18 protein-coding genes and 6 pseudogenes are annotated in these 26,616 nt (G+C 68.8%); 14 read left to right on the top strand and 10 right to left on the bottom strand.

Translation table 11 applies throughout. The annotated features are described in order from the left end of the window. Nucleotides 1–383: 383 nt before the first annotated feature. The 5 genes and pseudogenes from ACEXOX_RS42255 to ACEXOX_RS42235 form a co-directional block, all read left to right on the top strand. Nucleotides 384–1,127, top strand: coding sequence for a cytochrome P450 (locus ACEXOX_RS42255; protein ID WP_406525940.1), 744 nt, complete (start codon nt 384–386; stop codon nt 1,125–1,127). Between the two features lie 191 nt (nt 1,128–1,318). Further along, nucleotides 1,319–1,948 (top strand): HD family hydrolase, encoded by a 630-nt coding sequence (locus tag ACEXOX_RS42250; RefSeq protein ID WP_406525939.1) that lies wholly within the window; start codon nt 1,319–1,321, stop codon nt 1,946–1,948. Nucleotides 1,949–2,946: 998 nt separating this feature from the next. After that, the gene (locus tag ACEXOX_RS42245) at nt 2,947–3,174 is read left to right on the top strand and encodes a hypothetical protein (RefSeq protein ID WP_406525938.1); all 228 of its coding nucleotides are present in this window, start codon (nt 2,947–2,949) and stop codon (nt 3,172–3,174) included. Between the two features lie 114 nt (nt 3,175–3,288). Further along, nucleotides 3,289–3,931 (top strand): annotated as a pseudogene (locus ACEXOX_RS42240) (IS5 family transposase); the annotation flags it as partial. A gap of 22 nt (nt 3,932–3,953) precedes the next feature. Continuing rightward, nucleotides 3,954–4,097: pseudogene (locus ACEXOX_RS42235) on the top strand (arsenical-resistance protein); the annotation flags it as partial. A 321-nt stretch (nt 4,098–4,418) separates the two neighbouring features. Here ACEXOX_RS42235 and ACEXOX_RS42230 read toward each other — a convergent pair. Then, a complete protein-coding gene (locus tag ACEXOX_RS42230) occupies nt 4,419–5,543 on the bottom strand; it encodes a hypothetical protein (RefSeq protein WP_406525937.1) in 1,125 nt (374 codons plus the stop codon). Nucleotides 5,544–5,885: 342 nt separating this feature from the next. Here ACEXOX_RS42230 and ACEXOX_RS42225 point away from each other — a divergent pair. From ACEXOX_RS42225 to ACEXOX_RS42215, 3 genes and pseudogenes are all read left to right on the top strand, one after another. Further along, nucleotides 5,886–6,700 (top strand): annotated as a pseudogene (locus tag ACEXOX_RS42225) (IS5 family transposase). Nucleotides 6,701–7,030: 330 nt separating this feature from the next. Further along, nucleotides 7,031–7,336, top strand: a complete 306-nt coding sequence (locus tag ACEXOX_RS42220; RefSeq protein ID WP_406525936.1) for a hypothetical protein — start codon at nt 7,031–7,033, stop codon at nt 7,334–7,336. A 210-nt stretch (nt 7,337–7,546) separates the two neighbouring features. Further along, the gene (locus ACEXOX_RS42215; protein WP_406525935.1) at nt 7,547–7,774 is read left to right on the top strand and encodes a peptidylprolyl isomerase; all 228 of its coding nucleotides are present in this window, start codon (nt 7,547–7,549) and stop codon (nt 7,772–7,774) included. Nucleotides 7,775–8,469: 695 nt separating this feature from the next. On the opposite strand, the gene ACEXOX_RS42210 is transcribed toward ACEXOX_RS42215, so the two are convergent. Next, a complete protein-coding gene (locus ACEXOX_RS42210) occupies nt 8,470–10,260 on the bottom strand; it encodes a CocE/NonD family hydrolase (RefSeq protein ID WP_406525934.1) in 1,791 nt (596 codons plus the stop codon). Between the two features lie 1,612 nt (nt 10,261–11,872). Between ACEXOX_RS42210 and ACEXOX_RS42205 the strand changes: the two are divergent. Continuing rightward, nucleotides 11,873–12,379: pseudogene (locus ACEXOX_RS42205) on the top strand (IS110 family transposase); the annotation flags it as partial. Between the two features lie 191 nt (nt 12,380–12,570). After that, a complete protein-coding gene (locus ACEXOX_RS42200; RefSeq protein WP_406526657.1) occupies nt 12,571–13,428 on the top strand; it encodes an oxidoreductase in 858 nt (285 codons plus the stop codon). A gap of 13 nt (nt 13,429–13,441) precedes the next feature. Here the strand turns inward: ACEXOX_RS42200 and ACEXOX_RS42195 are convergent. The 3 genes and pseudogenes from ACEXOX_RS42195 to ACEXOX_RS42185 form a co-directional block, all read right to left on the bottom strand. Next, a pseudogene (locus ACEXOX_RS42195) lies at nt 13,442–14,472 on the bottom strand (hypothetical protein); the annotation flags it as partial. Between the two features lie 18 nt (nt 14,473–14,490). After that, on the bottom strand, nt 14,491–15,273 hold the full coding sequence (locus ACEXOX_RS42190) for a transposase family protein (RefSeq protein ID WP_406526656.1): 783 nt from the start codon (nt 15,271–15,273) through the stop codon (nt 14,491–14,493). A gap of 300 nt (nt 15,274–15,573) precedes the next feature. After that, nucleotides 15,574–15,909 (bottom strand): ArsR/SmtB family transcription factor, encoded by a 336-nt coding sequence (locus tag ACEXOX_RS42185; protein WP_406525933.1) that lies wholly within the window; start codon nt 15,907–15,909, stop codon nt 15,574–15,576. A 169-nt stretch (nt 15,910–16,078) separates the two neighbouring features. Here ACEXOX_RS42185 and ACEXOX_RS42180 point away from each other — a divergent pair, with 169 nt between their 5' ends. Then, a complete protein-coding gene (locus ACEXOX_RS42180; RefSeq protein ID WP_406525932.1) occupies nt 16,079–17,221 on the top strand; it encodes an FAD-dependent monooxygenase in 1,143 nt (380 codons plus the stop codon). A gap of 637 nt (nt 17,222–17,858) precedes the next feature. After that, nucleotides 17,859–19,553, top strand: a complete 1,695-nt coding sequence (locus tag ACEXOX_RS42175; protein WP_406525931.1) for an SWIM zinc finger domain-containing protein — start codon at nt 17,859–17,861, stop codon at nt 19,551–19,553. Nucleotides 19,554–19,574: 21 nt separating this feature from the next. Here ACEXOX_RS42175 and ACEXOX_RS42170 read toward each other — a convergent pair whose 3' ends face one another. Beyond that, on the bottom strand, nt 19,575–19,871 hold the full coding sequence (locus ACEXOX_RS42170) for a hypothetical protein (RefSeq protein ID WP_406525930.1): 297 nt from the start codon (nt 19,869–19,871) through the stop codon (nt 19,575–19,577). A gap of 765 nt (nt 19,872–20,636) precedes the next feature. On the opposite strand from ACEXOX_RS42170, the gene ACEXOX_RS42165 reads away from it, so the two are divergent. After that, nucleotides 20,637–21,257, top strand: a complete 621-nt coding sequence (locus tag ACEXOX_RS42165; protein WP_406525929.1) for a hypothetical protein — start codon at nt 20,637–20,639, stop codon at nt 21,255–21,257. A gap of 26 nt (nt 21,258–21,283) precedes the next feature. After that, on the top strand, nt 21,284–21,547 hold the full coding sequence (locus tag ACEXOX_RS42160) for a glycosyltransferase (protein WP_406525928.1): 264 nt from the start codon (nt 21,284–21,286) through the stop codon (nt 21,545–21,547). A gap of 24 nt (nt 21,548–21,571) precedes the next feature. Here ACEXOX_RS42160 and ACEXOX_RS42155 read toward each other — a convergent pair whose 3' ends face one another. The 4 genes and pseudogenes from ACEXOX_RS42155 to ACEXOX_RS42140 all read right to left on the bottom strand — a co-directional run bounded on the left by ACEXOX_RS42155 (nt 21,572) and on the right by ACEXOX_RS42140 (nt 26,419). Next, complete coding sequence (locus ACEXOX_RS42155) at nt 21,572–22,135, bottom strand: cellulase family glycosylhydrolase (RefSeq protein WP_406526655.1); 564 nt, start codon at nt 22,133–22,135, stop codon at nt 21,572–21,574. Nucleotides 22,136–22,260: 125 nt separating this feature from the next. After that, a pseudogene (locus ACEXOX_RS42150) lies at nt 22,261–22,461 on the bottom strand (glycoside hydrolase family 5 protein); the annotation flags it as partial. A gap of 461 nt (nt 22,462–22,922) precedes the next feature. Next, on the bottom strand, nt 22,923–23,951 hold the full coding sequence (locus ACEXOX_RS42145; protein ID WP_406525927.1) for a LacI family DNA-binding transcriptional regulator: 1,029 nt from the start codon (nt 23,949–23,951) through the stop codon (nt 22,923–22,925). Beyond that, a complete protein-coding gene (locus tag ACEXOX_RS42140) occupies nt 23,948–26,419 on the bottom strand; it encodes a glycoside hydrolase family 2 protein (RefSeq protein WP_406525926.1) in 2,472 nt (823 codons plus the stop codon). Before ACEXOX_RS42140 ends, ACEXOX_RS42145 begins: the two co-directional genes overlap by 4 nt. Nucleotides 26,420–26,616 lie beyond the last annotated feature (197 nt).

The following is a 26,616-nucleotide window of genomic DNA, read 5'->3' as shown; positions in this document are numbered from 1 at the left end:
CCGCGGATGGCCCTCGCCGAGGCCGCGAAAGGCTGCCCCTACCAATGGGAGCCGGAAAAGCACACTCTTTACGTGTTCCGCGCCGACGAGGCTCGGAACACCCTGACCAGTGAAGACCTCTGGAGCGAACGTGCGGACGACCGCAGAGTCGACCGGCTGACCAGGTCGGAAAGGAACGACGGGCCAGGCTGCGAAGGTTCTACGGATTCTGGCCGATCTTCTCGGACGGCAACCGCCACAGACGGACCCGACAGGTCGCGACTAGACTGCTGCGCGCTACCACCACACCGAGGCTGGGCAGTACATGTGAACGGCTGGCGTACCAGCAGCTCATCGAAGCCGGACAGGGTTCCTTCGACTGGACCGAGCACATCGCGCACCCGTTGGCTCGCGAGGCGGTCGCCGACCTCGCCGGGCGAGACAATGCCGACCACCTTCTGGGCATGGCTGCCGCCGTCATGCACGAACTCGCCGCACCAGAGGTGGACATGGTGCGAATCGACCTGGCTTTGGAAGCCGTGGACGGCCTGCGGGACTGGCTGGCCGGTGAAATCCACCGCCCCTCATCCCGCTTCCTCGCCGGGCTGGCGGACGTGTGGAGCGACGAGCACCTCGGGCCCGACTACGCGGCAGCCCTGCTTGCCCAATTCATCACCGGCTCCTACGAACCGATCCTGACTGCCTTGTGCGTTGCCGGGGAACTGGCCACGGCCCCGCTCATGGCCGGCCTGCCAGTGCGCAGCGTGCGCGAGGAAGTACTCCGGCTCGCGACACCGTTCCGTTTCGCCAGCCGCTACGCCCGCCGCCCGGTGACCGTCGGCCCGCACCACCTCGGCACCGGCGACCGGGTCACTGTCTGTCTCGGCACAGCCAACCTGGACCCCCGCCGCTACCCCGAACCGCTGGACGTCGCGGAACGCCGGGAGATACCCCGTTCCTTCAGTTTCGGCTTCGGCAAGCACTACTGCCCCGGCGCTCCGATAGCCCGAACGGTCATCGATGCCCTGCTGAAGACCATGCTGGGACTCGGCGTCCGGTTCGAGGTGGAGGAAATGCAGCGGGAACCGGAGCTACCCATGCTGCGCTACCGGCAGCTGAAGGGGCACCTGGTCCGGCACGACCGATAGCCCCGGACGTGGGGAACGACGCCGGCACCGGACCGGCCTCCGCTGAAATCAACTCCTCAAGACACCCGGTGTCCGCTGCCCGCTGCCGGGCTCCGGCGGAGGCGCGGAACGCGAGATGCCCGCGCGGCAGCGACTTGCGCCTCCTGGTTCCAGTCCATCACCCAATTCGTAGCCCGACCAGGAAGACCCTCATGGATTATCTGCTCGACCCCGCTGAACAGCCCCAGGACGTCCCGGCACGGTTGGCGGAACAGATCGCCTTCATCGCGGAGATCGACCGCCTCAAGACCGTGCTCCGCCTCAGCCCCCTGCTGGCCGCCGACCGCCGGGAGAACGACGCCGAGCACTCCTGGCACCTGGCGGTGATGGTGCTCGTCCTGAGCGAGTACAGCAACGACCCGGTCGACATCGGCAAGACACTGAAACTCGTCCTGGTGCACGATCTCGTGGAAATCTACGCGGGAGACACCAACCTCTTCGACACCGAGGGCCGCAAGAACAAGGCAGAGCGTGAACAGGCGGCCGCCATGAGGCTGTTCGCCCTCCTACCGGGTGACCAGGAGAAGGTTTTCCACGATCTGTGGGAGGAATTCGAAGAGGCGCAAACACCGGAGGCCCGGTTCGCCAAAGCCATGGACCGTCTCCAGCCCCTCCTGCTGAACTTCGGTAACGAGGGCGGCACCTGGCGCGGCCCGGGCGTCACCGAATCCCTGATCCGCACCCGGACCTCCGGCATCGCGGACGGTTCCCGCGAGCTGTGGGACTTCACCCAGAAGCTGTTCGACCTTGCTGTCGGCCGCGGCTGGATCATTCGCGATTGACCGACCACGGACGACCTGGCCCATTCGCCGAGGCGGCCTTACACAACCCTGGTTCGCGGAGCTCGCGATCTTTACAAAGACGTCAGCACCGGTCTCCTGCAGACAGCCCCGGAACGGGTGATGACGGCGGAGCTGCATCTATAGCCGATCACCGCCTTGCGGTCTTTGCGTCGGCTGGTGGCGACCTGCCTATCGCCTATCGCGGGCTCTGTTCGTCGTTCGTTTGGTCCAACACGTGCCACTCGCCGACGACGGGCGTCGCCCAGCTTTGATGTGGACGTGGAACAGCTCGCTCGGCCACGACCGTTCGTAGCACCAAGCAGCCGTCTGCCATGAGCTATACCGACTCGCCTACGGAAGCTGAACCTTTTGCTCGATTCCACCTACACACAGCATGCGGCTGTACGCTCGCCGCTCTGCTCGTCTTGGTTGCCTACCGCGTACTCGGCCTGCGCCGACCGAACTGATTCTCACGCTGACCGACGTCCTCGGTACGGGGGAGGCGGTCCAGCGGCTCGCGGATCGCAAGGCTGCCCAGGCAATGATCATGGACCCGCCCGACACCGCCGCCATACCCGAAAGACTGTACGCCTCATAGTCATCTCTGCTGATTCAGCGGAGATGACCTTCACCTTCTCCGCCACGGACTGAGGCTGTCGTGATCGATGGCTTTCCCCGGCCGGCCCCTGCACCGGCAGGCCGATCAGTCCTGCCGATCCCTGGTAGCAGGCACCTATTCGAGTGACGCTCACCAGGCCGACAAACGCCGTAACCACTGGTGAAAGGTGCGGACATTGCGGGACAACGTGGTTGCTGAGCAGGGCCGTTGCGTCCGAGGGCAGCTGATCGGTTGCAAGGTTGAGGACACGCGGCGGCTGGGTGGGGAGTAATCGGCGGCAGAAAGCGTGTGGTCTGTAGAACCCGCCGGGCCACACTCGGTAGCGCCGAGGAGACATGCGCCCTCCCCGCCGGACCCTATGCCATTTCCACCCACGGACATGCCTTGGCGCGCTGCGCCCGCCGACCCACAGAATGACAAGGGCTATGACACCCGCCACCCGCCCGCCTGCCGTTCGCCCGACCTGCTCAAAGCCGTCCTCGCCGGCGTTGGCGGTGTCTTCTTCCTCGTCGCCGTCCTGCGGCCCGCGCCCTGGTCCTACGCGGTCGGCGCAGTCCTCCTCACCACCTCGGGCCTCGTACATTCGCGCTGCCAGCCGCCACGCTGAACGCACCATCCCTCACAGGAACACGGTCCGCTCCATGTCGTCTTCATTCAGCGGAAGCCGGAGCATTCCTGCCGAGGCCAGGCGGGGGACGGCAGGGCTGCCGAACAGCCCTGGTTGCCGCGTCCAGGGCGGGTGTGCGCCGTTTGGTCCGATGGGGGAACGCCGCCGGGAATCGTGTCGGACGGACTGTGGGACCGCCTGGAACCGCTACTACCGCAGCGTGAACGCAGGTTCCGACATCCGGGGCGTAAGCCGCTGTTGAAGCGGCAAATGCTGTGCGGGACCTTGTACGTGCTGCACACCGGGGCCCAGTGGGAGCCCCTGCCGCGGGGCCTCGGTTTCGGCTAGGGCATGGCGTACTGGCGACGCCTGCGGGACCGGAACGAGGCCAACGTGTGGCAGCGGCTGCACGAGGTCCTGCTGGCCGGGCTGAACGCGGCGCGCGGCTGGGCTGGTCCCGGTGCGTGGTCGACTCCTCCCACGTCAGGGCGTTACTAGGGAAATCCACACGGGCCCCTCGCCGGCCGACCGGGACGGGGCCGGTTCGAAGTGCCAACGGATCACCGACGGGCACGGCACTCCGTTTGTGGTCCTGCCGACCGCCGGCGACCGCAATGACATCACTGGGCTGCTGCCTCTGCTCGACGCGATCCCGCCGGTCCGCGGCCGCGTCGGGCGCCCCCGCCGCAAGCCGGACCCGCTGTCCGCCGACCGCGGTTATGACCACGACATCCACCGCGGCCGGGATCGTACTCGCGATCACCCGCTGCGGTATCCGGCCGGACCTGCCGGAATACCGGGCCGGCCTGATCATCGTCGGGCTGGCCCGCTGCATCGCCATAGTCATCATCTGGAACGACCTGGCCTGCGACGACCGAGAAGCCGCCGCCCTCGTCATCGCGTTCTCCGCGCTGGGCTGGTTCTGTCGGCGTGGGAGCAGGCCGTGGCCGTCCGTTTGTGACTGAGCGCTTGAGTTGGCCCTTTAGCGCTCCAGTTGGCCGGCTGAGCGTCGCAGTTGGCCCCTTGCCGCCCTTTCTGAAGAAGTGACGCCAGATGACGGGCCGCCCCGAGCCGCCAGCGGCGGCTGATCGCTCCGGTGGACACCAGTAAGCACGACTTCGCCGGCCCCTGTGATTCAGTCCGGGGTCGCCGACGGCCTGGCCGACTGCGGGGAACCGCCTCGGCGAAGACGCAGAGCGGCGGGCCGTGGGGCTAGCCCCACGGCCCGCCGTACGGCGCCCTGTTTACACTTCCGACCACCAGTCGACCCACAGCTCGGAGTCGTCGGTGATGACGAACGCGTACGGCCGCTGCTTCGCGTCCGGAGTGTCCTGAAGCGTGACTGCCTCACCGGGCCGCTCGACGATGCGGCCGGACGGTGTGTCCTGCGCGGCCCAGTGCCACGCTTTGCCGTCCCACCAGTTCACGTACAGCTTCGAGTCGTCACCGATGACGAAGGCATACGGGCGGGTGAAGGCGTTGGGGTCGTTCTGCCTCATGACCACGCCCACGGAGTCGAGGATGAGCCGCCCGGACGGCGCGCCCTGTGCGCTCCAGTTCCACTTGCTGCCGTCCCACCAGTTCACGTACAGCTTCGAGTCGTAGCCCTGCACGAAGGCGTAGGGCCGCTCCGCGGCGTTCCGGTCGTTCCGGGCGCTGATGACGCCCGCGCCCTTCTTGACCGGTTGCCCGGACGGCGCGCCCTGGTCACTCCAGTTCCACTTGCTGCCGTCCCACCAGTTGACCCAGACGCGGGAGTCGTCGGTGATGACGAAGGCGTACGGGCGGGTGAAGGCGTTCGGGTTGTCGCGCACGGTGGTGACGCCCAGGGGACGGGAGATGGTGCGGCTCGGCGGCGCGCCCTGGTCGCTCCAGTTCCACTTGCTGCCGTCCCACCAGTTGACCCACATCCGGAAGTCGTCGGTGATGACGAACACGTACGGGCGCTGCGCCGCGTTCGGGTCGTTCCGCACGGAGACGACCCCGACGCCCTCACGGACCAGACGTCCGCTGGGTGCGCCTTGTGTGCTCCAGTTCCACTTGTTGCCGTCCCACCAGTTCACGTACAGCTTCGAGTCGTCACCGATGACGAAGACGTAGGGGCGCTGTGCCGCGCTCGCATTGTCCTGAACCGTGACCGCGCCGACCTTCTCAAGGACGGTGCGCCCGGGCGGAGTTCCTTGGTCACTCCAGTGCCAGGCCTTGCCGTCCCACCAGTTGACGTGCAGCCGTGAGTCGTAGCCCCGGACGAAGACGTAGGGCCGCTGTGCGGCCTGCGGGTCGTCCTTCATGGTGACGGCGCCGGCGGTGGCCCGGACCCCGATGGTGCTGGTGGGCTTCTGCTGGTCGCTCCAGTGCCATGAACCCATGCGATTCCTCTCCGGACCTCAAGCCCGACACGTCGCGGGCAGGGCATGCTGAGGTGAGATGTGCTCCGAGCGCCCGGCGCCGCACGAGGCAGATGCCAGGACGTGGGGGCGGGGTCCGGCCGGGCCCCGCCAGGTGCTGCGGCGGACACTCTGGCACCGCACCTGCTGCCTGTCACCGGCGCGGTGAGGAGGGCGACATTCCAGGGGCACGATCCGGACACCGCTGACGAGATGGTGCATTTCAGCCAATGAACGCTTCGTGACGATAACGAGTCCTTGCCGAATGGTGATCTGCTTGTGGCGCGGTGGAGGGGACGGTGATGTCGTCCCTCGGGGGTCAGGATGGCTCGGCGAAAGCCGTGGGAGGTCAGTGATGAACTGTGGGCGGTGATCGCGCCGCTGCTGCCCCGGCATGAACGCCACTACCGGTACCCGGGCCGCAGGTGGATCGATGACCGCAAGACATTGCAGGGTCATCTTGTTCGTGCTCTGCACCGGCGTCCAGTGGAAGTTCTTGCCGCAGGAGCTGGGCTTCGGGTCCGGGCCGACCTGCTGGCGGCGCCTGGCCGCATGGCAGCAGGCCGGCGCCTGGGAGGACCTGCGGCAGGTGCTGCTGGACCGCCTGCGGGCGGCGGAGCGGCTGGACTTCTCCCGCGCCGCCGTCGATGCCTCGCACGTGCAGGCCAAGCGGGGGCGCAGCCGCCCAAAAGCCGGCCCGGGTCCGGCTGACCGGGGGCGGCCGGGCTCCAGGCACCATGTGCTGACCGGCGGCGGCATTCCGCTGCGGGTATCGCTCACCGGCGGCCACCGCAACGACGTGACACAGCTGTTGCCTCTGATCGACACCGTGCCGCCTGTCCGGGCCGCCGCGGACGACCGCGGCGCAAACCCCGGACGCTCTATGCCGACCGCGGCTACGACCACGACGTCCACCACCGCCGCCTGCGGCAGCGGAACATCGTTCATAAGATCGCCCACCGCGGGCAGCCACACGGCTCGGGACTGGGCCGAGTGCGACGGGTCGCCGAAGCAGCCATCGCCCACCTCCACGGACCACGCCGACTGCGAGTTCGCTGGAAGCACGCGACGACATGCACAACGCCTTCCTCCAACGTGCTCACTGCATGATCCTCGCCCGAAAACTCCCAACATTCTGAAAGGGCTCCTGAGACCACGGACACACCGGAGCGAGCGAAGAGGACGTACGCTGCGGCACGCCCGCGTACAGCCAATGTGCTCGTCCTGGCCCTGTTCCTGCCCCTGCGACGGGCCGACGGACTCCCTGTGGATTTCACCGCGCAAACCACCACCTCGCTGAGCGACAGTGATTCCGTACGGCGGTCGAGTGAACGGCGCCGCACCACCTGCGGACCTGCCAGCACGCGCTGGCCGACGCCGACGGTGACCGCGCGATCCGTGCCTCGTTGTCCCCGGCAGACGCACACACGGTTGGCCGAAGCTGTCGGCCGGACAGGAGGACGTTGGCGATGCCGATCATCAAGCAGGCCCTCGCCGCCGCTGCTGCCGCTGCCGGACTGGTGGGAGCGACCGCCGGAGCGGCGGCCGCGACGACTGTCATCGGCGCAGGCAACAGCGCGCACGACAACCACTGCGCCAACAGCGCATCGGCGCGCACTGCCCAGTCGGGGACGAACGCCCCTGGAAGCCTGGTCGGCGAGGTCCTCGCGGTGGCGCTGAGCGCACCGGCCAACCAGTGCGGCGACCTCGGCCTGCCCAAGGAGGACAAGGCCGACCAGCCGGCGGAGAACGCGCACATCGACGTCGCCGAGTAGGGCACGTGACCGCAACGACGAGGCCGCCGTCACCGCCCGTCATCGACAGACTCGGGACAAGCAGGAAAGACTTGGAGGCTTCTGCCGCAACCCGCGGTCCAGCGACAAGCACATCACCGCACTCGAAACCGATCTTCTCCACGTGACGGACGGGTCACCCGGTGCTGTCTACGATGATCAAACTGGTCGTCATACCTGACCGGAGTCTCCATGAGCGACCCGGCGCCGCGCGTCCTGCTGGACACCAGCTTCGGTCCCATCGAGATCGAGCTCAACTCCGAGAAGGCCCCCGTCACGGCGAAGAACTTCCTCGAGTACGTCGGAGCGGGACTTTGCAACAACACGGTCTTCCACCGCGTCATCCCCGCCTCCTTGGCCCTGGGCCGCGGCTTCACCGACCGGGTGGTCCAGGAGTCCATCCGCGCCGATCAGGAATGAGGCCGGCAACGGTCGGCAGAACACCCGCAGAACGCTGGCCATGGCCCGCACCTCGATCCGGGCTCGGCCACGTCCCAGTTCTTCATCAACGTCGCCGGCAACGACTTCCTCAACCCTGGCCGCGACCGCGGCTATGCCGTCTTCGCGAAGGTCACCAGGGGCACGGGGTGGCCGACCAAATCGTCAGCAGTCCCACCAGCGTCAAGAAGGGCATCCGGGGTACCCCCGCCGACCCGGTCCACATCAAGTCCGCCATGCGCATCGACTGACCGGGCTCGATCGCGAAACCGCTCTTGCCCCCATCAGCAGCGGTTCCGCGTTGAGGTGATTCACGCGGCGGACACCTGCGCGACGCATCAGGCCGGGGCCCCGGCCCTCCGAACAGCTCAGCTCACCAAAAAAGTACCAGGCGCAGGTTGTGCTCAAGCGGGCACCCGAAGTCCAAGGCCCGGCTGGATGATCGAAGTGCCAGGTGGACAGGGCCCATTCGATCAACCCCCGCGCTCGGCGGACAGATCGCCGGACCAGCCGCCGTGTGGGCTCCTGGGTTCGGTCTACCGTGCGACGGCCGGCTTGTCGCATGGCGCGAAGGCGGGCAGCGCAGAACGTCGCGCGGCGAGTGCCGTGCCACTTGGCCTGGGACGGCGACGGGCGGAGCCGGCAGGTGCGGTCCGCCCGTCCACACCGGGTAGCGTTCAGCCGAGCGGTAGTTCCAGGACGGCTTCCTCTCCGGCCGGGGAGGTGATGGTGGTGGTGCTGTCCTGCGTGCCGGTGAAGGCGTAGAGCTGGTCGCGGCTGTTGACGACCAGGGCGAGGCGGTGTCCGTCGGGCAGGTCGTAGGCGGTCGGCTGGAGCTTCCAGCCGACGGTGCGGTCCGTGCCGGCGCTCAGGCCGGTGGCGGTAAAGGGCTCGTGGGTGATGATGCGGGCGCTGCCGTCCGGAGCGATGTCGAAGAGGTAGGCGACCAGGGTCGCGGCGTCGGCCTCCGGGGCCCGGACGGTGAGCTGCAGGTGAGCGGTGCCGCGGATCCGGCGGCCGCCCGCCAGCGCCTCGGTGGACCAGACCAGCAGCTGGCTCCGCTCGAAGCCGGCCGGGTCGTAGGTCTTGGGGTTGCCGAACCACTCCTTCTGTCCGGTCTTCATGATGTCGTCCATCGCGGTGGCGGTGGTCTCGTGGCCGGCGGTGAAGTCGCGGCTCCAGCCCGTGGACGGCTTGTCGGACAGGGCCCCGTCACCGTGCAGGTGCCAGTCCTCGGTGCCGGTGGTGGCATCGGCCCAGGAGGCGAGCGGTTCGCGTCGGGCCGGGGCGGTGATGCGCCGGCCGCCGCCGAGGGCCGGGGCGGTCTCGTAGGTGAACATGACCTGGCTGCTGACCACCGGCCAGTCGGGCACCTCGTTGGCGTCGCCGAGCAGGTGGTGGTCGAGCCAGGCGTATGCCTCCCGCATCGGTGTCAGCAGACCAGGGAAGGCCACGCCGGTCACCACTCCGGTGATGCCGGCGCCTTCCGGGGCGCCGTGGTCGCCGATCCACAGGTTCAGATGCTTGGGCGTGGTGAGCTTGTCGAAGGCGGCGATCGCCTCACCGGCCGGGAACAGGCTCTCGTGCCAGGTGTTCGAGTAGAAGGTCGGGATGCCTCGCGCGTTGGTGCTCTCGACGTAGGTCTCCGGGGAACGCTCGGTGCCCCAGGCCACCACGCCTTCCATGTTCCGCCCGTCGCGGAAGTCCTGAAGGATGCGCCGCGTCCTCTCGTCGAACTTCTCCTCCTCCGCGCCGCCGGTGAACTCGATCAGCTTCCGTACCGCCTCCTCGTGCCGGGTGCCGTTGTCGTAGAGGCTGGTGGCGAGGTTGCCCCAGGTGCTCAGCGCCGCCACGGCGGCGACTCGGCCCTCTTGGTCGTGCGCGGCGACCAGCTGGCTGATCCCCGATCCGTAGGACAGGCCCATGAAACCGACCTTGCCCGGCGCGAACTGCGCCTGCGCGTGGTCGATCACCTTGGATCCGTCCGCCCAGTCGACCGGACCGGCAACATCGATGAACCCCTCGGAGGTGGACACCAGCCCTGGTTTGCCGATGCCCCGCGGGGTGTAGGCCAGCACGTGATAGCCGCGCGCCGCCAGCGAGAGATAGCCGGCCATGAACGGCAGCCAGCCGTACGGATTCCACCCGGCGGGCACGATGACCACCGGGCGCGGCTCCGCAGCGTTCTGCCTGATCGCGAATGCCGACAGGCTGATGTCCTCCGTCATGGGGACACGCTGGAGTGTGACCTCGGCACGCCGGCGGACGCCGGCCACCAGCTCCTGCAACTCCCCGGGGAGCGCACCGGCCGGGGCACTGCCCTGGACGGCCGCGAGCAGCGCCCGGGCAACGGCGAGCACCGACGGGTTGATGTCGAATCCCGCGCCACGCCAGATGCCATGGGTGGCGATATCGGCGAGGGTCGCGTCGGTGACCGACACGACCGGCTCCCCATCTGCTGTTGTCACGTGAACCGCCCCTTCCTGACAAGCACCAGGCGTCCGAGAGGACGCCATCCAGGCGAAGCATGAAGCGGAACGCAAGCGCCGAAACGAAAGAGCGGCCGGTCGTACCCGAACGAGCGGAAACTCCGCGCACCGGCCCACGGCAACGGCACCCACCGCCACCAGCCCCGCCCACCCACCGGGTTCGCCGACGTCCTCACCGAGAAGCAGCCGCCGTACGTACGGCGGCGCCGGTTCGGGTGGCAGGGCCGGCAACGGTGCTGACCGGGGCCGTTCGCGTGACTGATGCGCGCCCGGAGGACTGCCCGGAGCCACTAGACGCTCCCGTGGCGCCCCAAGGACATTCTCCTCCTCGCCGCCATCACCGTCATGCGGCCACCGGCTCACCCGGATCACGCGCCGCCCCGGGACGGTACACCGGCCTTATGGCTGTCGACCGGGCCGGCCAAGGCCAGGCGGGCATCGGGCAGATGCCGCGGAAGCAACTGGTCCGTCACCCGCGTCAGCGCCGGTGTTCCTTGCTGGCGGGGCACCGGGGCTCCAAGGAATGTCAGTGGCACCCGTGATCATGAGCGTATGGGTGAGGAGAAGCCAAAGGAGTCACGCACCGGGTTCGATCCGTTGGCGCGATCGTCCGTGTTTGACGCGGTGAAGTCCCCGGTAGCCGCAGCCATAACGCGCCCGGCCTGCGTTGGCTCCATCGGCCATCAAGCTCTCGGCAAGATCGTTGAGCAGGACCGCGCGACACGACGCGTCGGCAGCGTGGTCGATGTTGCGCGGAACGTCTCCCTCAGCACAGGCATCGACGTACGCGGCCTGATGAACGCCTGGGCGCGCGTTGCCCTGGGGCCGGACCCGTTCGGCCTGCGGCAGGCCGCCGCGCACATCACCGATTCGTTGCACCTGAGCATCAGCCGGGCCACAGGCACGGGCCGGATCCTCCAGCAACTGACCACACCGGTGCGGTTCGACATCGTCGGCCTGGTGCCGAACCCGTTCGAGAAGCTTGTCCGGCCGCTGTCCCCGACGCTTCCCAGGCTCGCCGAGAAGCTGGCGGAGCTGCTCTTCCCTCCGAACCTGCAGCACTTCGCCGAAGCCGAGTGGGACCGACTCATCGCCATGGGGACCGACGACGGCATCGGTCTGATGTGGGCGCCGGGCAAGCAGCATCTGCTGGCCCTGCTGGACGAGCCCGACCGCGAAAGCCGGTACGCCTACCTGCACGCACAGCGTGAGGCCCTGTTCGGCGAAGTGGCCGAGGGCCTCGACGAGGTCGAGCAGGAGGATTTGCAGGACCTGGCCGCCTTGGGACAGCGCGCCGTCGAAACGGCGCGCGCGAGCCTGTGGGAAGCAGCTTTGTCGTTGGCCACCAATGTCGTCTACACGGCCATGGATACCAGGGCACTGAAGTGGTACCGCGAAGAGTTCCAGGACGTCGTCGACGAGCGCAGTCACAAGATCACTGGCCGCGGGGCAGGAAAGACCATGGCGTTCGTCCTCGACCACGTACCGATGCCGCCCCGCGCCGTCGCCATCTTCGAACTGCGTTCCCACCTCGTCCTCCGGCCACTGTCACAGACCTTCGCACAGAGCGATACGGTGCGGAGTCGGCACCAGCGTCGAGCGCGTTGTGGGCCACCGACTGGATCACCCGGCCGTGACCTGGCCGCTGAAACACGACGTACCCCCGACAGTGCCGCGAAAAGCCGGCCACCGCGAACTGGCCGAGGCGTTCCGGCCCAAGGCCCCCGCATGGCCCAGCGGCTGACCGACGAGGCCTTCGATGCCCTTGACGAACAGGCCGTCGTCCCAGGCGCCACCACCCTCGATACCATCGTCTCCTCCCTGGCCCGTTCAATGATGGCCGTTGATGGCCGTCCATGCACAACGCAAGGCCCTGGAAGCCCAGGTCGCCACTCTGCCGGAGGCCCACCTTCTTTCCAAGGCCCTGACCTCGATGACCTGCGTCGGTGTCAGGACCGCCACCGTCCTGCTGGTCGCCGTCGTCGACAGCACCGGCTTCCTCACCGCCGCCCACCTCATCTCCTGCACCGGCCTTACGCTGCCACCAAGTCCTCCGGGGCTGCCAGCGCATCAGCGTCCTGTTCGCCATACTCCGCGACGGCACCTTCTCCCCGCCCCGCCCCCGCGCCTCCGCCATCACCCTCGCCGCCCAACCAGGACCAACCACCGAACCAGGCCGCCTGGACTTGACGAAAGACATCGGGTGCAGCTCTTCCGCAGGGATAGCTTGAGGTGTCTGCCGTGGGCCGACGACTGGCGTCGTTGTCCGGATCGTTAGGGTTGCTCGCCATGAGCTGTGAACGATGGGCATTGGGCGGGGACCTGTGGGTTTCCCGGATTGGGTACGGCGCGATGAGGCTGACCGGCTGGCCGCGGGGAGACCGGCCCGACCGGGATGCTGCCCTGGCCGTCCTGCGGCGGGCTGTGGAGTTGGGTGTCAACCACATCGATACCTCGAACTACTACGCCCGCGACGGGGTGTCCGCCAACGAGTTGATCCGGGCCGCGTTGTACCCGTATCCGGATGATCTGGTGATCGTGACCAAGGTGGGGGCATTGGTCGAGGGGGCGGACATCGCGCTGTCGGCCGCGGAGCAGCACGGCCTGACCGCCGACGGTCTGCGTCGTGGGGTGGAGGCGAACCTGCGGTCGCTCGGCGTGGATCGGCTGGACGTGGTGAACCTGCGCATGGGCGACCGCGGTCACGAAGGCGCCTCGCTCGCCGGACCTCTGGAGACTCTCATGGCGCTGCGTGAGGAGGGTGTGATCCGGCACATCGGGGTGTCGAATGTGACCACTGAGGAGTTCGCCCAGGCCCGGGCCGTTGCCCCGATCGCCTGTGTGCAGAACGCCTACAACTTTGGCGTGCGCGACGATGATGCGCTGGTGGACGCGTGCGCGGAAGCCGGTATCGCGTATGTCCCCTTCTATCCGGTCGGCGGCTTCAAGCCGCTAGCCGCCGAGCGTCTGAGTGCGGTCGCGGACCGCCATGGCACCACCACCGCTCAAGTGGCCCTGGCCTGGCTGCTGGCCCGCTCAAGCAACATCTTGCTCATCCCGGGCACGGGTTCCCTGGCTCATCTGGAGGAGAACATCGCCAGCGATCGACTCGTATTGACGGACAAGGATCTGGCAGAGCTGGGCTGACGGGCCGCGATCGGGCAGTGAGACCGTAGATGTTCTGCTGACGGCTCGGGTAGAGGCGTTGGTGCTCGCGGCGTAGGTGGTAGCGCCAGTAGGTGTCGAGGTCTGCGTTGTCGGTCAGGGCACGAAGTTCGAGGACGGCTTCGGCACCGGCGAGGCCCCAGCGGGCGCCGGTGATGTCGAGCCGGTCGCCGATCAGGTGGCGGCAGGCACCCCCGATGGCGCCGGTGGCGATCGGCCAGCCGGCCGCGAGGGCGGTGTCGTGGCCGAGCTGGTCGAGCTGGCCGGTGAGGTAGTTGGTGCAGGCGGCGACGGGCTCGTGTTTCGCTCCGTGCAGCTGGTCCCGGCCGGGTGCGCATCGCCCGCCGGGCTCGTTGGTGCGCTTTGAGGGTGTCGGGCCGCAGCGCCTCGGGCCGCATCACGATGCCCTTGCTATCGAACTGCATCACCAGCAGCGTGTCGGCGGTCGCCGGCAGCGGCATCCACTGCCGGTAGAAGACGTCGATGTCCCCAGCGGCGGCTACGACCAGCTGCTCAGCCTGCCGCTTACTCAGCACCTTCCCGCACCGGCGCTCGATCGCCGCGACGGCCTGGTCGTAGGAGCCGCGGACCGCCCCGGCGACGGCGAGCCGGCGCAGGCCATGGCAGTGCCGTCCGGCGGACAACGACAGCTCCGCATCGGCCGGGCGCACGCTGGACAACCCCTTCTGCCGCCACGCGCACCGCTCGACGGTGGCCGTGCCGAACACGCAGGCCAGCTGGCGATGATGCCCGGTTTCCCGATACGGACGACGCACGCCATCCGCCCCGTCACGTTCGTCGAGGCCACCTGGTGGGGCAGCTCCCGCTCCCGGAGGGCCCGCAGGTCGAGATACCTCTGGAACCTCAGCCGCAGGAGCTCCCGGCCCTGCACCTCGATCAGATCCTCAGCTCATGGTGCGCCAGCACCCGCGCCTGCGGCTCGGCCAAGGCGCCCATCAGGCGGTCGAAGGCGCTGACAGCGGCAGCGAACGGATCGTCGGCCTCGAAGGCGTCATACCGTTTCACAGTGAGCCTTTTCCAACCTCAGTTCGTGCATGTGAGGTGCAGGGTGAGGACGGCCTGGACGATGCTGGTGATACGGCTGGTAGAGCATCGCAGTTTGCGCATGAGCCGCCAGGTTTTGAGGGTGGCCATGGCCTGTTCGACGAGTGCACGGATCTTCGTGTGTGAGCAGTTGACGGCTCGCCGGCCAGGGGAGAGAGTCTCCCAGCGCCCCCAGTAGGGAACTCGCACGGTGCCGGCGGCGCCCCGGTGGCCCTTGTCGGCCCAGCAATCCACCCCGGCACCCGCCAGGGCACCGATGATGCCGTGGGTTCGCGCGGCCTTGATGTCGTGGACGGATTCCGGCAGCGCGGGCGACGCCCACACTAACCGTCCCGCCGGGTCGGCGTTCACCTGCACGTTCATGCCGTGCTTCTTATGTTTCCCGGAGTAGAAGGGTCGGTCGGCGGCGATCCGGCCGATCGGCAGCAGCGTGCCGTCCAGGATCGCGAACGCCTTGCCGGAGGCTGTCCTCACCGCCTCGGCGAGGGTTGGAGCCAGAGCGGCCAGGATGTCGACGGCCTCAGCGATGTACCGGTGGGCGGTGGTGGTGCCCACGCCGGACCCGGCGGCGAGCTGAGCGTAGGTATGGCCGCATCGCAGATGAGCCAGCACGAGCAGCGCCTGCCGTCCGGCGGCCAGCCGGCGCCATCGTGTCCCTTGCGCAAGACGACGTGCGGTCAACTCACGGGCGAGGAAGCGCAGAGCGGAGGTGGACAGATCCACCCCGGCTGGGTAGACAAGCGTGCGGAAAGCTCCTGGCAGGACGGCTTGTACTCGACACGCACCCGTCTACCAGGAGCTTCTCTACGCCCGGACCCCGCCCTTACCCCCAGTGGCTTTGCTCCGCACGCAGGTTGAGGACACCTCGGTGGGTGTTGGCATGAGGGAGCGCGCGCGGAAGTGCTCGGCGCCGATCACGAGCGCGGGACGGTGGTCGAAGCGGCACCGATCCCATTCGTGCCCGCGTCGTGCTCGGCTACCTGCGAGCCGGGCGCGAGCTGGATCCGGCCGGGCTTGCGGCTCGGGGCCGACTCGGACTCGTTCCGGTGTGCTCAGTTGTGTTCAGCGAGGAGCAGTACCACCCGGGGCCCCGGCGCCCAGGAGCGTGAGCAGCCCGGGGAATCTCTTCTCGATGTCCGCGCGTCGTAGTCGGATGCCCTTGCGGTTGCCGTAGTCGATCTCGTCAATGAGACCTGCCTCGCGCAGGACCCGGAAGTGGTGGGTCTGGGTCTGCTTCGAGATCGGAAGATCGAACGAGTTGCAGCCCCGCTCGCTGTCGCTGCGGTCGGCGGCCAACTCCGTCATCACCGAACGACGGTGCTCGTCGGCGAGGGCGCGGAACACCGCACCCAGATCGAGCGCATCGGCCTCCGGGCCGACCAGGTTCCTCCCGGCCACGCCGCACCTCCTTCAAGTACGACTTGCATCGTACCTGAAGGACGTGCTCCACTGAGGTACGAAAATTTTCGTACCTAGGTCGGTTGTGCTGCCCCGCGCCGCCGCCCCCTGAGACCAGGGCCGGCACTCGCCGGGGGCCTGGTCATCGACACTCCGAGAGGTCATCGTCATGAAGAAGCCCGAGGTGCTGATAGTCGGTGCCGGAATCGCAGGGCCCGCACTCGCCTACTGGCTCTCCCGGAATGGATACCGGCCGACGGTCGTCGAACACGCCCGGCAGCTGCGCTCCGGAGGCAGCGCGATCGTCGTGAAGGGGCCCGCGGTCCCGGCCGCCGAGCGCATGGGCATCCTCCCGCAGCTCCGCGAGCTCGCCACCCGCAATCGGTCGCTGACCCTGCTCGACCCCGGCGGCAGGCGGATCCTGCAACTCCCGCTCACCTCGGACAAGGCGCCGACGGTCGAGGTGACCCGAGCCGACCTGTCCGAGGTGCTCCACCGGTCGGCGCAGACCGAGGCCGAGTTCTTGTTCGACGACACGGTCACCGCTCTCGACCAGGACGAAAGCGGGGTGGACGTCACCTTCCGGCGGTCCGCGCCACGGCGCTTCGACTTGGTAGTCGGTGCCGACGGGATGCACTCCACCGTACGGCGCCTGGTGTTCGGACCCGAGCGGCAGTTCGCGAGCGACCTGGGCCTGTACGGCGCGACCGTCCCGCTGGAACCCGACGCCATCGAGGACCCGACCGAGATGACGATGCTGACCGTGCCGAACCGGATGTTGGTCCTCCACCCCTCGCGGACCACTCCGCTCGCGATCTTCACCTTCCGGGCCGCACAGCCGGCGCCCCACGACCGCAAGAACATCGCCCTTCACAAACAGACCGTGGCCGACGCCTACGCCGACGTGCGGTGGCGGGCACCGGAACTCGTGGCGGCGTTCCTCGACCACCCGGCTCCGTTCTTCGACCCCCTGACCACCGTCCGGGTGCCCTCGTGGTCCCGCGGACGGGTCGTACTGCTCGGGGACGCGGCGGCGGCGACAGCCCTGCTGGGTGACGGGTCCAGCATGGCGATGGCGGGCGCGTACGCCCTCGCGGAAGAGCTCGCCGCCCATCCCGGTGATCACGCCCGCGCCTTCGCCGCCTACGAGTCGCGGCTCCGCCGTGAGGTAGGCCCGCGGCAGCGACGTGTCGGTCTGCTCTCCAGGCTCATGGTGCCCCGCACCCGGCCGGGCCTCGCGGTGCGCAACGCGGTGGGCCGCGCGGTCGGTCGCACGAACCGGATCGCCTCTCGCGAAGCCGCGAACCGGTAGACCGGGCCCGCACCGACCGCGCACCGGCCGGTGCGCAGCTCCGCGGCAGCTCTCAGCCGAATCGGCGCCGCCATGCCCGACGAGCCCGGCGTGGCAGGCCATCGCCGATGCGGCAGGTCGGCTACTGGCGGCCTCACCCACCGTTCCGGGCGCTCGCCACGACACGGATGCTGCCGGTGACTCCCCCCCCGCGACGCGGAGGTGAAGTGCTGGACGGACAAGGTGTATCGAGGCGCCGGCGGCACCACCCGGGCGCCCGTCCGCGGTCGCCATCTCAAGCTGCGGCGACGTCGGCACAACAGCAGCCAGACCGGAAGCCGTTGCCTCGGCGACCAAGCCATGGCCACCCTGAAGGGCTGGCGCCTCCCGCGAAAACTCCGCTGTAGCACCAACCGAGCCACTGCCATCGTGAAGACCACCCCCGCCCTTCGCCACGCCTCAACCTGAGGTTGGAAAGGGCTCAGTGGCCCTTCTTTCCACTCTTCGGTTGGGTCGCACCTTCGAAGGTAGAAAGAAGAGCCTTTGTCGTTCCGGGAATGCACCCCTAAGACATAGCGGCCCCCTCACGGCCGGCACGGTGCGACGCTCGCGGAAGCGCACCAGACGCGCACCGAGCACCAGTACAGGAGGCGTGGAGATGAGCACGAGGAAGAACCCCACGGCGGACTTCAGTGAGGCCGGCCTGCGCGCCCTGGCGGGCCCGCGCTCCTTCGACCGCGGTACGGAGTACCTGAACGCGGTGACGGCCCTGGAAGTGGGTGACGGCTGGATCACCGCGACCGTGCACGGCACCGACGCGTACGAAGCCCGCTTGACCTTCGGCGGCGGCGAAGGTCTCACCGGAATGTGCACCTGTCCCTATGGCCAGGAGGGGAACTTCTGCAAACACCTGGTCGCCGTCGGGCTGAGCGTGCTCGGCCGGCCGGAAAGCCTGCCGCGGCAGCGTGCCCGGGCCCGGGAACGGGCACGCGACCTGGACGCCTGGCTCGCCGCCCGCTCCCGCGACGAGCTGCTGGCGCTGGTGCGCGAACAGATGGCCCACGACCGCGGGTTCCGGAGCCGCATGCGGCTCCGGGCCGCCACCGCCCGGCACGACCTCGCCGAGATCCGTACGCAGGTGTCCGCGCTGCTCGACTCCGGCCCGTTCGCCCAGTACGGATGCCTCGCGGGAGGAGCCGCGCACTCGTACGCGGAGCAGGCCGCACAGGCGGTCGCCGCGCTCGCCGAACTGACCGCCCACGGCCGGGCGGCCGACGCGGTCTCCCTCTCCCGCGAAGCGATCGACGAACTGGGGCGGAGGTACGAGGAGACCGATGACTCCGACGGCGCCCTCTCCTCTGTCCTGGCCCAACTCGCCGAAGTCCATCTCGATGCCTGCCGCGCCGCCTCACCGGATCCCACCGAGACCGCGCAGTGGCTGGTCGTCCACCTGCTCGGCGATCTCGCCCATGCCACCGGCGTCGCGCTCCGCGACTACCGCCACGTCCTCGGCCCGGAGGGACTGGCGGTGACACGAGAACTGACGACCGAGGCCCACCAGCGCAACCCGTCCGGCTGGGTGGAGAAGGACCTGATGAGGACGCTGAACACGATGGAGGGCAGGGTGGACGCCCTGATTGCCCGCCACGCATCGAACCTCCGCCCGGACGGCGGTACGCACCTGCGGATCGCCCGGGAACTGGCCCTGGCCGGGCGTCCCGCGGAAGCCCTCCAGTGGGCCGAGCGCGGCGTCACGGAGGCCCCCGACCCCGCCGTGCTGGACAGTGACCTGCTCGACTACCTCAGCACCCGGTACGAACGTTCCGGCCACCTGGCACAAGCAGTCATCCTGCGCCGCGACCACTTCACCGCACACCCCACCCTGACCACCTACCAGGCGCTGCACGCGGCGGCGCAGACCGCTGACACCTGGCCGGCGGAGCGCGAGAACGCCCTCAAGATCCTGCGCACCACAGCGGCACGGGGCGAGGCAGACCGCCCCAACGGCCCCGCCCTCATCGACGCCCTCCTGGACGACGGCGACCTCGACACCGCCTGGCAGGCCGCCTCCACGACGGGCACCGCCGACCACCAGTGGCTCACCCTCGCCGACCGCATCCGTGACACCCGCCCCGCCGACGCCCTCCCCGTGTACCTGCGCCTCCTCGAACCGCTCAAGAAGTCCACCGGCGCCGCCGCCTACGAACAGCTCACCTCTCTCCTCCTGAACATCAGCGCCTGCCACCGGCTCCTCGGAACGGACGAGGACTTCACCGCGTACGCCACCACCCTGCGTACCGAACTCAAACGCAAGCGCAAGCTGATGGCGATGTGGGACGAGCACGGGGTGTGAAGCGCCGGTGCCAACAGGCTCTCACCAAAACCGGAACGGGATCTCCGGCCGGCGCAAGGTCGCCGGCCGGGGGCGCGGTACGCAGCCGACGCCCGCCTCACCCTTGTCCCCGCGCACCTGTCGGACGATCTCCCTCGCAGAGACCGGGACGACGCCGTCATCACTCAGCACGGTGACCGCCGAGCCGTCGAGGGTGACAGCAGGCAACGCGCCCTCGTCACCGTCCTGGTTGTGGGCCGCGGCCACCTTCTTCCCCCAGGGCAGGCAGGTCAGCTCCCGTACGGCCTTGTCGAACGCCGGCGTCCGCAGCCCGTCCACCCGATCGGCGATCCCCAGCAACGTGTCCGCCGAGACCAGCGCGGCACCATCCCATTTCTCCCGGCCCGACCGGCCCGCGAGAACCGCCCCCGGTAGCGCACGAACCTTTCCAGCCCTTCGTTGGCCGCCGCCCTCAGCGCGTTGGCCGCCCGGCGTGAGCCTTATCCGCCCTCGACGTCGTCCTTGACAGTGGCGAGGCGGTACTCGACTCGGTACGCTCCCTTGTCGGCGAGTTCCCGCATGGTCCGGCCCAACGCGGCCTCCAGACGAACGCAGGGCGCACACCGCGGGTCCAACGCGACCGATCAACACGGCCACCACCACGACCGCCCCGACAACCGAGAACCGCCGCCGCGTCCGCCTCCTTCTGACACTCCACTCACGCTCGAACTTGAGTTGTTCCCGAGCCGATCATCCGGGTTCGGGCCTGCGCCCACGCGGTCCCTGCGGTATCGCAGTGACCGACTGAAACCGTCTGATGTTCAGCATCGAGGCAGAGAAGATCGGCAATAGCGCACGCCACAGCTCACTGGGGGATCTCTGTCGGGTGTCGGACATCCTCAGGTCGGAGGGTGTGGATCCCGGGGACGTCGACCGCTTCGTCGTGGACGGCTGGAAGTCGTCCATCAAGGATCCGCGGACCGTCTCCACGCACCAGGACGGAGAACCGACTGCCCTGCCAGTGGCGCCCTATGCGGACGGCTTTCTGTCCACCGCGCCTCTCCACCGTTACGCTTTCACCGCGCGCCAGGGCCCGTCAGGCTCATGTCCAACGCACTGCCGTTCCGTGGAAGGTTGTCTGCCCTCTTCAGTTCCAACTTGGGGCCGTTTCGCGAGAATGTCTCGCAGAATGACGCTGAAGCGGATTGGCGTTACCGGTCCATTCCCGGGAAGGCGATGGCCTACGCGGCACTGGGCAAGGTCGAGCAGGACGCCCTCCTGGATTTTGCTCCCTTGGTGGCATGTCCGGGACGGCCAAGGAGAGTAGCCTCGCTCTGGGAAGAGAGCTGGCCGCCAAGCGCGAGCATTTCTTTCCGGGCATGTCGGATCGTCTACAGCGGTCCACGCCTCCCCCGGGACGAGACCTTGCCGGAGGGGTGGCGAACGGGCGCTTGCGACGAGTGTCAACTGGCCGAGCTGCTGCACACCGACGGGTCACTTGTCGTCGCCCTCTCCGGCCGGGCAGAACTCGGGCCGAGGACGCTGGGGAGCCGCAGCATCCTCGTCGGCGGCACGGATCAATACCTGGCCCGCTGGCAAAGCCGGTCGCGCCCTCCCCACGTGACTTTCACAGTCACCGCCCACCACCCCAACTACACCTGTATCACCGCACCCGACATCACCCTCGCCCCTACCAGCGGCGCGTCAACTGCGCCAGCAGCCTAGGAGACATCAGCCGCTGGTCCTCGCCGATGAAGCTGTTCGAGTACATGTCGCACGTCAAGGCGATCATCCCCTCCGACCTACCGGTACTCAGGAAGGTCCTGATGGCCGGCGTCAACTGCCTGCTCTGCCCGCCCGACGATGTCGCGGCCTGGACAGCGGCCGTCCAGCTCCTGGCCGACGCACCCGGGGGTCGAGCCTCCACAAAACCGGAACAGGTGAAGGCCAATGCGGCGGCCGGGGAGTGGATTCCCACCACGCGAGAGGTCAGGGAGGTCTTGGAGCTGCTGTGACAGCTCCAAGAGGGGTGCCCGTGATCAGCGGTAGACCGTTGCTTCCTTGGCGGTCTGCTTGATGCCGTTGGCTCCGTTGAACAAGCGCTGCCCCCACGGGGTCAGCGACTTGGCGTCGAAGTGGTTGCTGAGGTCGAGGTGGGTGTCCTCGCCGCTGTTGCCGCTCCAGGACCAGCCAAGATAGCCGACGCGTGCGGCTTTGGTCCGGGCCATGATGGTGTCCTCGTCCGTGTCACCACTCGGGTGGTAGTGGCCGAACTCCCCCACGACAAGAGGGAGCTTGTTCCGGGTGAAGCTGTCGAGGTAACGCTTGACCTTGTCGGCGGAGTTGTAGACCCCGTACATGTGGACGGAGAAGACGGTGTTGTGGTCGGGGTCGGCGTCGAGGACCGAGCGGGCCTGGCGCTGCATGGTTCCCGACCAGTCCTGGCCCCAGTTGGGTCCGTCGGCCATCAGTGCGTGATGCAGGCCGGCCGCGCGCAGCCGGGCGATGGCGGCTTTGGTGTCCGCCGCCCACCGGTCGGTGTTGTTGTTGCCGCAGGGCTCGTTGCCGACGTTGACGACGACATGGCTCTCCTGGCCGCGCAGGGCGCCGCGGACGCTGATCCAGTAGTCGGCGGCGCGGGAAGGGAAACGGCTCCCGTCTGCTCGCCGTAACCCGTGGTGTCATGGACTTCCAGTACGCAGATCAGCCGGTTCGCCTTGCAGCGGGATATGACCGCGCGGACGTCGGCAGTGTCGTTCTTCGTCCAGCGGTCGCCGCTGCTCAGTACGATGCGGACGCTGTTGGCCCCAAGACGTTTGATGTCGGACAGGGCCCGGACGGTCCGGTCCGGGTGCCAGGCGTGGGAGTGATTGACGCCGCGGAAGACGAAGTCGGCGCCGTTCTTTTCGACAAGCCGGCCGTTTTTCACATGGATGCCGGTGTCGGTGTGCGCGTAAGCCTGAGTGTCGGCGGTGGCGGGCAGGCTCTGGGACGGGGCCAGGAGGAGGATGCTCACTGTCGCGGCGAGAGAGGGCAGATAGGGCACGGCAATGGTTCCTTATTGTCGGTGGGTGGTGGCGAGAGGCATTCGATCCGAGCCGCCGAGGAACGACCGTCTAATTCCGCCATGTTCGGACGGCGCGGCAACCTTTTCGGTGGTCGGTGGCCGGACGGGGCGTACTCCGGGCCGGTGATTCGGTGGGCAGGTCTCTCGCGGTCAGGTCGACTGGCGCCGAAACGGGCATCGGTTCTCTTTACGGCCGAATATCCGGGCGCCGGGTGGGCGCAATATCGGGGGTGCGGAAGCGGGTCGTCCTTCGCAGAGCCGCCCGAGCGGGCCAGCGCGGCATCCCCGCTCGTCGGGTGCGGTGGGAGACGTATCGCGCCAGGTCAGTCCGGCGGCGGCGCGGTGGAGCCGCGAGGGGTGAGGGCCGGCCGCGGGACCGGGTGTGAGGCGACGTCCTTGCCGGCGATCACGTCGAAGAGGGCCAGGGCCACTTCGGCACCGAAGGCGTGCACGTCGTGGCTCATCGCCGAGAGCGTGGGGTGGGTGAGCCGGCACAGCTGTGAGTCGTCCCAGGCCAGTAGGGACAGGTCATCGGGTACGGACAGGCCCAGCTCGGCGGCGACGCCGACGCCGGCCACCGCCATGATGTCGTTGTCGTACAGGATCGCGGTCGGGCGGTCGGGGGCGAGCAGCAGGGAGCGGGTGGCGCGGGCGCCTTCCTCGCCCGCGAAACCGGTGGTGGTCTGCCGGGTGCCGTCGAGTCCCAGTTCGCGCAGCGTGGTCTCGAATGCGGTGGCGCGGATCGCGCTGTGTCCCAGGCCGGCGGGTCCGCCCACCCGGGCGATACGGCGGTGTCCGAGGGCGGCGAGGTAGCGGACGGCTTCGGCGACGGCGGTGGCGTCGTCCGTCCACAGGGAGGGCAGCCCGCCGGTGAGTGACGGGTGCCCAACTGCGACGGCAGGCAGGCCCAAGGCGCGCAGCGGCTCCACGCGGGGGTCGTCCTGGTGGAAGTCCACCAGGACGGAGCCGCCGATCAGGCGGCCGCGCCACCAGCTCTCCTGGAGCGCGATCTCCTCGTCCAGATCACGTACCAGGCGCAGCAGCAGCGAGCAGGACCGTTCGGCCAGGACGCCTTCGATGCCGGAGATGAACTCCATGTAGAACGGTTCGAGGCCGAGCAGCCTGGCCGGCCGGCAGATGGCGAGTCCCACGGCGTCCACCCGTCGGCTGGAGAGGCTGCGCGCGGTGGAGTCCGGTTCCCAGCCGAGTTCGCGGGCGACCGCGAAGATGCGGTCCCGGGTGGGCTGGGACAGGCCCGGCCTGTCGTTGAAGGCGAGGGAGACGGCCCCTTTGGACACACCGGCCCGTGCTGCGACGTCCTTGATGGTGACCCGTCGGGGTGTGGCGCTCACGAGGCTCCCAGACAGAAGAGGGCGGCGCGGAACTCCTCGCTCCCGGCGCCGGCCGCACCCCGTACACGGATGCGTGTCCGTTCGCCGGGCAGCAGGGTCACCAGGCCCCGGCCGGCCACGGCGTCGGGGGCCAGCCGGTCGGCCTGGAGCAGGAGGTCGCGTATCAGGGTGTGTGCCGTCACCACGAGGTCGACTGTATCCTCCGCGTCGGCGACGGGCTCCACCGCGAGGTCGAACCGGGGGCGCGGAAAGGCGAAGTCCCGGTCCCGTACGGCGAAGAACACCGCGCGCAGCTCCCCGGCGTCCGCGACCAGGTACTCGGTCCCGGAGCCCTTCGCGGGGACGAGGTCCCGCGGTACGGGGAGGCGCAGTACGGACCGGGGCCCGACGGTCAGGTCGAGCGTCACCTCGTAGGCGGCGAGCGTCTCCGGCAGGACCGTGTCGCAGCCGGCTTCCATACGGCGCAACGTGACCGGCGTACGCCAGGGGTCCGCGCTCTGGTTCACCAGCGCGAGGACGGGTCTGTCAGGGCCGGGTTGCAAGGTCAGCAGGCGATCGGCGTAGACGCGACGGAGCTCGTGGTAGAGGGGCTTGGGGCGGCCGTCGCCGTCGATGGCCGACCAGGAGCTGGCAGGCCAGCAGTCATTGAGTTGCCAGACGACGGTGCCTGCGCAGAGGGGCCAGTGGGAGCGCCAGTGCTCGATTCCGGCGGCCACGGCGCGGGCCTGGACGACCTGGGTGAGGTAGTGCCAGCGGTCGAAGTCTCCTTCGGGGAGGCGGAAATGGCGCGTCACGCCGCGATGCAGTTTGTCGTTGCCGGCTTCGGCCTTCTGGTGGTGGAGCATCCCGGGCGAGTCCGGCGCGAGTGCCTCGCCAGGCAGGGCGCGCCGCAGGGTGGCCAGCGCCGGGGGTGCCTGCCAGCCGAATTCGGAGACGAAGCGTGGCACGGTGGCGCGGTACTCGGTGTAGTCCCGGCGGTTCCACACCTCCCACGAGTGGTGGGTGCCGTGGGCCGGGTCGTTCGGGTGGTGGTCCCAGGAACCGGACCAGGGGCTGCTCGCCGTGTAGGGGCGGGTGGGGTCCAGTTCGGCGACCACCCGGGGCAGCAGCCCGAGGTAGTAGCCCTCTCCCCAGGAGTTCCCGGCGAGTTCGGCTTCCCACCCCCAGTCGCGGAAGCCCCAGAGGTTCTCGTTGCCGCCGTTCCACAGGACGAGGCTGGTGTGGTGCATGAGGCGTACGACGTTCTCGCGGGCCTCGGCCTCCACCTCGCCGCGCAGCGGCTGCTCCTCGGGGTAGGCGGAGCAGGCGAAGGGGAAGTCCTGCCAGACCATGAGGCCGAGTTCGTCGCAGGCGTCGTAGAAGGCGTCGTCCTCGTAGATGCCGCCGCCCCACACCCGTACGAGATCGACGTTGGCGTCGGCGGCCTGGGTGAGCCGGGTCCGGTAGCGGTCCGGGGTGACGCGGGAGGGCAGGACGTCGTCGGGGATCCAGTTGACGCCACGGGCGAACGTGCGGGTGCCGTTGACGACGAACGCGAACCCGGTGCCGTGCTCGTCGGCGCCACGGTCCAGCTCCACCGTACGGAAGCCGATACGGCGCCGCCATGCGTCGAGGGCGTGCTGCCCAGGTGCGGAAGCCGCCGCAGTGGTTGTCGGCGTCCCGGGCGCCTCGTACAGCGTGACCTCCACCTCGTACAGCGGCTGATCGCCATAGCCGCGTGGCCACCACAGCCCGACGTCGGGCGCCTCCAGAACGATGACGGCCTCGCCGTCCTCGATGACGGCCGCTCCCCGCGCTTCCGTCCCGGCGATCACGGCGTGAGCCACGAGTTCGCACGCCGCAGCCTGTCTGGTGCGTTCCACCTCGATCCGCAGTTCCACGCGGCCTGTCGTTCCCTCGACAGCGACCAAGGGGCGGACCCGCGCCAGGCGGGCCGTCGACCAGTGCTCCAGGCGTACCGGGCGCCAGATGCCGGCGGTGACGAGGGTGGGGCCCCAGTCCCAGCCGAAGCTACAGGCCATCTTGCGGATGTACTGGGAGGGTTCGGGGTAGACGTTGGGCCGGTCTCCGGTGACTGCCCGCACGGCTGCCGCCTCGTCGTAGGCGGAGGCGAACTCCACGCGGAGTTCGCCGGTGCGCCCGGTGACGTCGAAGCGGTAGCCGCGATGCATGTTCCGTGTACGCCCGAGTTCTTCACCGGCCAGCGTGATCCGCGCGGCGGTGTCCAGACCGTCGAAGACCAGGTCCGTACGTTCGTGGACGGCCGGGGCGGGCGGAAGGCTGGTCGTGTACGTCCATGCGCGCCGTCCGATCCAGGCCACGTCGTGCTCGTTCCGCCCCAGGAACGGGTCGGGGATCAGTCCGGCGGCCAGCAGGTCGGTGTGCACGCAGCCGGGCACCTCGGCGGCGAGTGACGCCCCGTCGTGACTCAGTCTCCAGCCCTCGGTGAGCGGGATGACGTCCTTCATGGCGCGGCTCCAATCAGCGGGGGCGAGCCCGGTTGAGGGAATGCGGGGCCAACCTAGCCTGCGGCAGGTAAACCGGTCTAGTGGATACCTTCTGAAAGGGCCGCCCGTCAACTACAGCCGAAACACGTCTACTTGGTATCACGCTCCGGCCGATGGTAACGATTGCGCATCGCGAACGAAGCAGCAGCTTTACCGGT

Source organism: Streptomyces sp. Ac-502, from assembly GCF_045222935.1.
In the GTDB taxonomy this organism is placed as follows: Bacteria; Actinomycetota; Actinomycetes; order Streptomycetales; family Streptomycetaceae; genus Streptomyces; species Streptomyces monomycini.
This window is presented reverse-complemented; position numbering and strand designations above follow the sequence as displayed.